General features: G+C 28.2%; 9 protein-coding genes. All 9 read left to right on the top strand.

Features of this window, described 5'->3' with window-relative positions:
• Positions 1–51: 51 nt before the first annotated feature.
• The 9 genes from F811_RS0100895 to F811_RS0100855 all read left to right on the top strand — a co-directional run bounded on the left by F811_RS0100895 (position 52) and on the right by F811_RS0100855 (position 6,492).
• A complete protein-coding gene (locus F811_RS0100895) occupies positions 52–522 on the top strand; it encodes a hypothetical protein (RefSeq protein WP_020003427.1) in 471 nt (156 codons plus the stop codon).
• A 177-nt stretch (positions 523–699) separates the two neighbouring features.
• On the top strand, positions 700–1,695 hold the full coding sequence (locus F811_RS0100890) for a phage protease (protein ID WP_020003426.1): 996 nt from the start codon (positions 700–702) through the stop codon (positions 1,693–1,695).
• Positions 1,696–1,731: 36 nt separating this feature from the next.
• The gene (locus tag F811_RS0100885) at positions 1,732–2,643 is read left to right on the top strand and encodes a Mu-like prophage major head subunit gpT family protein (protein WP_020003425.1); all 912 of its coding nucleotides are present in this window, start codon (positions 1,732–1,734) and stop codon (positions 2,641–2,643) included.
• Positions 2,644–2,661: 18 nt separating this feature from the next.
• Positions 2,662–2,973 carry a hypothetical protein gene (locus F811_RS0100880; protein ID WP_020003424.1) on the top strand — a complete coding sequence of 104 codons (312 nt, stop codon included), beginning with the start codon at positions 2,662–2,664 and terminating at the stop codon, positions 2,971–2,973.
• Between the two features lie 105 nt (positions 2,974–3,078).
• The gene (locus tag F811_RS0100875; RefSeq protein ID WP_020003423.1) at positions 3,079–3,516 is read left to right on the top strand and encodes a phage protein Gp36 family protein; all 438 of its coding nucleotides are present in this window, start codon (positions 3,079–3,081) and stop codon (positions 3,514–3,516) included.
• Positions 3,517–3,518: 2 nt separating this feature from the next.
• Positions 3,519–3,983: a phage virion morphogenesis protein gene (locus F811_RS0100870; protein ID WP_020003422.1), complete on the top strand. Its 465-nt coding sequence runs from the start codon at positions 3,519–3,521 to the stop codon at positions 3,981–3,983.
• Positions 3,984–3,993: 10 nt separating this feature from the next.
• Positions 3,994–4,539 (top strand): hypothetical protein, encoded by a 546-nt coding sequence (locus F811_RS0100865; protein ID WP_232473715.1) that lies wholly within the window; start codon positions 3,994–3,996, stop codon positions 4,537–4,539.
• Positions 4,540–4,597: 58 nt separating this feature from the next.
• Positions 4,598–6,094, top strand: a complete 1,497-nt coding sequence (locus F811_RS0100860; protein ID WP_156821974.1) for a phage tail sheath protein — start codon at positions 4,598–4,600, stop codon at positions 6,092–6,094.
• 44 nt (positions 6,095–6,138) lie between these two features.
• Entirely contained in the window at positions 6,139–6,492 is a 354-nt protein-coding gene (locus F811_RS0100855; RefSeq protein WP_014486583.1) for a phage tail tube protein, read from the top strand.
• The last annotated feature ends 129 nt before the right edge of the window (positions 6,493–6,621 follow it).

Raw genomic sequence — 6,621 nt, 5'->3', positions numbered from 1 at the left:
AAGCTAATATATTAATAACAGCAATACAGGAAATTAAAAAATAAATTATAAATGAATAACGATTTTATTAATTCTATAAAAGACAGCTTACTTGAAGCTGGTATAAGCGAAGAGTTGATGATAAAAACTCTTCGTTGTTTTTGCAGAAAATACGGAGGTCAGAAAGTATATTTTTCAAGTTCTACAGAAAGTAAAAGAAGTAATGAAATATTTAATTTGATTTATGATGAATTAGATGAAGAAAATGGAAAAGTAGAATATGGAACAAGTGAAAAAATTACACGTATATTTTTAGAAAACTTTTATAACATATCAGAATATGTGCCTCTGGAAATAAAATATTTTAGAAAAGAAATAGCAGCAGAAATACTAGATGAATATAATAAATCAAAAGATAAAAATAAAACTCAATTTGAAATATGTTCAAAATATAATATTACTTTTGCAACATTTATAAAATTAAAGAATCAAGCATTAAAAAACATAAAAATCAAATCAAAACCTTCAAAAAATTTATTTTAAATATATCAGACAAAATCCTTATATTGATAGAAAGATATTATTTAAAAAAGTGAGCCGAGCCAGTGAATAAGTTTACTTATTCACTTCTTTAAGGCGAGGCGAACATAACAATAATAGAAAATCTAAAAATCTTTAGTCTATAAAAGTTTAATAAAACTCTATAATCTAGTTATGGATATGAAAGAAAGTGTAAATGCTTTTGAACTAGATTATAATAAAACTATTCCCAAAGAAATAGAATTAATACCAAGCGAAGAAATTTTTGCTGGGTTTGATGGAAGAGTTTTTAAAGCAATAGACAAACAAGCTATTATCAGTAAAACTAATTCAAAATTAAAATATGTAGTTATAGATGAAAATCATAAAATAGATTATACAGCAGGTACGGGACAAAGTACAGAAGCTATGGGCTGGATGCATGATTTTTTTGTTAAAGAAGATAATTCAGTTTGGGCTTTGGTTGAATGGACTGAATCAGGATCTGCCAAAATAAAAAGTAAAGAATATAAATATATAAGCCCTGTTTATGAAGTAGATAAAAGCGGAAATATAATATCAATATTAAGGGCAGCAATAACAAATAACCCTAATTTGAGATTAACTGCTTTAAATAATAAACAAAATGAGTTTGCTGAAAGGCAATTACTCGGTGAAAATAGTAATAAAGGAGATAATATGAGTAAAGAAATTACTAATGCATTAGGTATAAATGAAAGTGCTTCAGATTCTGAAGTTCTTAATGCAATAAACAAAACAAAAAATGAGATAGAAAGTTTAAAATTAGAATTAAATAATGAAAGAGAAAATAAAAAATCTTTAATTGAAAAAAATACTAATTTAGAAAAAGCATTAAATGAAGTAAATAAAGAATTTGCGGAATTAAAAAAAGTAAATCTTGAAAAAGATGCTCAAGCCGCTGTAGAAAAAGCTATAAATGATGGAAAAATAGCCCCTTCTACAAAAGATGTATATTTATCTTTATGTATGGAAGATGGAGGAATAGAAAAGTTCAATAAAATTATGGAGAACACTCCAAAAGCAGGACTTTTTGGAGAAACAAATATTCCAAATAAAACAGATAATATTTCATTGAATGAAGCAGATGAAGAAGTAGCTAGAGCTATGGGATATACTAAAGAAGAAATGTTAGCAATGAAAAAAAATGAAAAATAAAGTGAGAAACTGAGTATAATAATTAAGGAGTAATAAATGCCAGTAACTGTTGATTCAAAACTACAATCATTAAAAACTGTAATAAAACATGAGTTTAATAATGCCTATGGAAAATTATCTCCAGATAGTTTTTATAACAAGGTATGTACTCAAATAGCTTCAAACTCAGCATCAAATACTTATGATTTGTTGGGAGATTTTCCAGAGTTTAAGGAATGGACATCAGCAAGACAAGTAAAAGATATGAAAGAACACTCATATACAGTAAGCAACAAAAATTATGAAGCTACTTTAGGTGTTAAGCGTATGGATTTAGAAAATGATAATATAGGGACATATAGAATAAAGGCAGCAAGACAGGCAGAAGCCGCTATAGAGTTCTTTAATCAATCCGCTGCTGATCTTTTAAAGAATGGAGAATCTGCTTTGTGTTATGATGGTCAGAACTTTTTTGATTCAGACCACCCTGTTTATGAAAATAGTGATGGTACTGGTTCAAATACTCCGACTTCTAATATTTATGGTGCTGGAAGCTCTACTGCATGGTATTTGCTTGATTTAAGCAAATCATTAAAGCCTTTTATATTCCAGCAAAGAGAGGCTTTAAAAATGGAAGCTATAACTAATCCAAATAGTGAATATGTATTTACTAATGATGCTTATATGTTTGGAAGCTCTTGGAGAGGTGCTTTTTGCTATGGTTTTTGGCAGCAGGCATTAATAAGTAAAGAAGATTTGACAGCTGAAAATTTTGAAAAGGCTTATGCACAAATGAGAAAAGTTACTAAAGATGGAGGAAGAAAAATGGGTATTAGAGCAACACATATAGTAATACCTCCAGATTTGCAAAGTAAAGCAGAAAGTATTTTCAATGTAGCAAATAATGCTGCAGGTGCTGGAAATATAAACTATAAAAAAGTTGAAATTATAGTTTGTGATTGGCTTTAATTAGTTAAGGAGTTGTATATGCCAAAAACTAAACAAAATGATATTGAAAATAAAGAGGATCAAGGTACAGAAAATACAAATATTAATAATAAAGATGGAATAAATGATTTACAGCAAGATAATACAAAACAATCAGATTTACATAATATTGAAAGCGATAACAAATCAGAAAAAATAAAAGTATTTGTAAAATGCGATACAGGAAATAATAGCTATTATAGAGCTGGAATAAAGTTTTTTAATGTGTTTAGAGAGTATCAAATAACAAAAGAAGTATTAGAAATTTTAAAGAAAGATAAACATTTAATAATAACTGATGCTTTAGATTAATAAGTATGTTTTTGTATAGCAATAAGGAGTAAGTGAGCCGAGCTAGCCAGACGTGTGAATAAGTTTACTTATTCACTTCTTTAAGGCGAGGCGAACATAACAATAATGAAGAGTTTAATATCCTATGAAGAATTTGCAAGCAGGTATTCACAAGATGTTTTGCCTGAATTAAAAGATGAAGGAGAACCTAAAGAACATGTTTTGCAGGCTATTAATGATGCTACAGGTATTATAGTATCTCATTTATCTTGGATTATAGATAAAGAGATAAATGATATTACAGAAAATATTCCTATTCAGTTTGAAAGCGTATTAAAAACTATATGCTGTGATATAGCTTTTTTAAGAATAAATGACAAAGTATCAAGTGATGAAGATTCAAGAGAAAAATATAAAAATGCAATGAATATGCTTGAAAAAATAGATAAGGAATATAAAGGAGGACTTTCTGGACCAAATTTGCAAAGCTCTTTTATAGTAGATGAAAAAACTGATAAAGATTTATTTGATAATAGATTTTTCAAGAAAGGTGAATTTATATAAAAATGTCTGCAGAAGTTTTTATAACAGATATTGAAGAAATAAAAAAATTACAAGATAAATTAAAAAGTCTAAAATTATCTTCAAGCGAGGAAAGAGATATTTTAGAGGCTATAGGTACTGAAATAGAAACTCAAATAGAGGAAAGATTTGAAAATCAAAGAGATGTAAGCGGGAATAAATGGAAAGATATATCCCAAAAAACTAGAGAATATTATAACAAAAAAGGAATAGTAGGGAGTATATTAAGCAGGACTAGACAATTAAGAGATACTATAGAAAGCCAAGTAAATAATAGTCAATTGCTAACAGGAGCTACAAAAGTTTATGCTGCTGTTCACAATTTTGGAGATGATTCAAGAAATATACCTCAAAGGGAATTTTTAGGTTTAAGCAGCGATAATTATGCAGATATTGAAAATATCATAAATGAGTTTTTGGAAAATAGTATAAAGAAAGCTAATAATTAAAAAAGTGAGTATGCACAATAAAATGACATATCTTGATATTAGAAATAATGTTGAAAATCAAATAAAAAAATATTTTGAAGATAGAAAGATAAAAATAAATGTAGAAGCTAGTGCAGGTGCTTTGAATATTGATGAAATTAAAAGGATTTTTATTAAAGCTCCAAGTATATTCGTTTCTATGGCAAATATTAATGTAGAAAAAGAATATATTAGATTTGTAAATTATGTTGTTGTAAGAGCTAATCAAAAAGACAAAATATATGACAGCGGACTTGAAATAACTGGAGCTTTAATAGCATGCATAAAAAATATAGATTCTGGAAGCTGGGGATACGATAGTAAGAATATTTCAGCTGATTGTCTTTATTCTGGTGAGCTTGATAAAATAAATGCATGTCTTTGGGGTATATCTTGGGATTTGAATGTAAGAAGTATAAATATAGATGGTGATATAAACGATGTTTCTGGTTTGGATGATTTTGAAGGATATGATGCTGAACATAAAGTAGAAGATAAAACAGCAGAAGATATAGTAAACATTAAAGATAATTCATAAATAAATAATAAAAGGAGGAAACAGGAACTAATAACAAATTAAGTTCTTGTAAATGCAAATGTCAACAATTAATTTTAGTCAAATACCTGATTCTTTACTTGTTCCTGGACAATATCAAGAAGTAGATAATTCACTAGCAGGTACAAGAACAGAAATTAAAAGAATACTTTTAGTAGGTCCTTTCTTAGCTACAGGTACTGCAAAAAATGGAGTTATAGAAAGAATAACATCTACTATTAAAGCTGGTGAAAAATTTGGATATGGTTCAATACTTTCTGTAATGTGCGAACAATTTTTATCAGTAAATAAGAATGATGAACTATATGCATTGCCTATTACTGATAATGGAACTGCATATTCAAAAACATATAAAATAGCATTAACAGAAGCTAATCAAACAGGTAATATAAAGATTACAGTAAATACAAATGAAATAAATATTTCAGTTGTAAAAGAAGATACAGCAGAAACTATAGCAGGAAAAATAGCAGCTTCTGTTAATACAATGTTTAACTTCTTTATGAATGCTATTTCTGGAGAATCAGCAAATGAAGATGCTACTTGGAATATAACTTTTAATGCATTAAATAAAGGTAATTATGGAATTATATTAAATATAGAAAGCGATAATTCAAAAATTACTTTTGCTGAAGATAGTAAAACAGATGCAGCAGATTCTCCTGTTTCAGATTGGAAAGTATATTTTGATGCTATTGGAGAAACTAGATACAATTATATAATAAATGCTTTTAATGATGAAAATACATTAAAAAAGTTTGCTGAAGAGTTAGAAAGCAGATATTCTGCAACTAGGCAAATAGGCGGAAGAATGTTTGCATATTTGAAAGGAGAAATAGGAGATACAAGCGAAAATGACAGTATAGTAGGCAAAGCCTCAAAAGTAAACAGCCCTCATATATGCTTTATTCCTATAGTACAAACTTCATCATCTATTAATACAAATGAGTTTCCTATAATATTTTTAACTAAAATAGCTGCTGCTGCTATTACTGAACTTATAAATGATCCTTCAGCAAATACTTTGGGGTTAGAAGTTGCAGGAATAACTACAAATAAATCTCTTTTATTTGAAGAACGTCAAAACTTACTTACAGGAGGAGTTGCAACTTACAATACAGATGCTCATGGAAATGTTTTAATAGAAAGACTCGTTACAAGTTATACAACTAATTCAGAAGGTGCAAGAGACACTTCGTATTTAGATATTCAAATTGTAGAAACTATAGATGCTATAAGAACTTATATAAATAATGAAGCTAAAACAAGATTCAAAGGATGGAAATTATCAAGTACAAATGAAGATTTCGGAGCTGGTGCTAAAGTAATGAATGCTGAAGTATGGACATCATTTCTATGTGAATTATATCAATCTGTATTTATGGAAGAGCGTGCTTGGACACAAGATTTTCAATCATATAAAGAAAGTATAACTGCACAAGTAAAATCAGGTACAAAAACTTGGCTTGAATATGTACATAAGCCAATATTAATAGGTCAGTTCTATATAGGAGCTGGATTGAATCAATTTAAGTAAAAAATAAATAATAAAGGAGGCGGATGTAAAACATCCTTGTTTTTATGGAATTATTCAAGGTATATAAAGTTACTTCAAGATTATTGGGAGATTTGCCTTTACAGGCTAATGGTACAACTTTCAGTCCTCAGTCATATTCAAGAGAAACAAAAATAGGAGAAACTCCGAATGCTACTGGCTATGTTGAAACCAATACAGTAGCAGAGCTTAAATTAAAATTAAATGCTGTATTAGATCCTGGAGTATTTTCAGGTGTAAAAAATGATACATTAACTATTTATTTTAAAAATGGAATGGTTTATATGATGGCTAATGCTTGGGTAACTGACAAAGTAGAATTAGGTCAGGGAGAATATGAAGTTACTTATAATTCAAAGTTCAGCGAAAAAATAAAATAAATATTTTGGAGTGTATAAAGTGAATAATGAAATAGTAATAAACTTAAAATATCCAATAACACAGGGTGAGAGAACTGTAACAAGTTTAATATTACCTAAAAATGTATTAGTTAGACATATTATGGCAGG

This window comes from Brachyspira innocens ATCC 29796, from assembly GCF_000384655.1.
GTDB lineage: Bacteria > Spirochaetota > Brachyspiria > Brachyspirales > Brachyspiraceae > Brachyspira > Brachyspira innocens.
The sequence above is the reverse complement of the archived record's forward strand: the minus strand, read 5'-3'. Positions and strand labels throughout refer to the sequence as shown.

Coding starts and splice junctions, on each gene's coding strand:
- F811_RS0100895 (WP_020003427.1), top strand. CDS start 52: ATGAATAACGATTTTATTAATTCTATAAAAGACAGCTTACTTGAAGCT.
- F811_RS0100890 (WP_020003426.1), top strand. CDS start 700: ATGAAAGAAAGTGTAAATGCTTTTGAACTAGATTATAATAAAACTATT.
- F811_RS0100885 (WP_020003425.1), top strand. CDS start 1,732: ATGCCAGTAACTGTTGATTCAAAACTACAATCATTAAAAACTGTAATA.
- F811_RS0100880 (WP_020003424.1), top strand. CDS start 2,662: ATGCCAAAAACTAAACAAAATGATATTGAAAATAAAGAGGATCAAGGT.
- F811_RS0100875 (WP_020003423.1), top strand. CDS start 3,079: ATGAAGAGTTTAATATCCTATGAAGAATTTGCAAGCAGGTATTCACAA.
- F811_RS0100870 (WP_020003422.1), top strand. CDS start 3,519: ATGTCTGCAGAAGTTTTTATAACAGATATTGAAGAAATAAAAAAATTA.
- F811_RS0100865 (WP_232473715.1), top strand. CDS start 3,994: ATGCACAATAAAATGACATATCTTGATATTAGAAATAATGTTGAAAAT.
- F811_RS0100860 (WP_156821974.1), top strand. CDS start 4,598: ATGTCAACAATTAATTTTAGTCAAATACCTGATTCTTTACTTGTTCCT.
- F811_RS0100855 (WP_014486583.1), top strand. CDS start 6,139: ATGGAATTATTCAAGGTATATAAAGTTACTTCAAGATTATTGGGAGAT.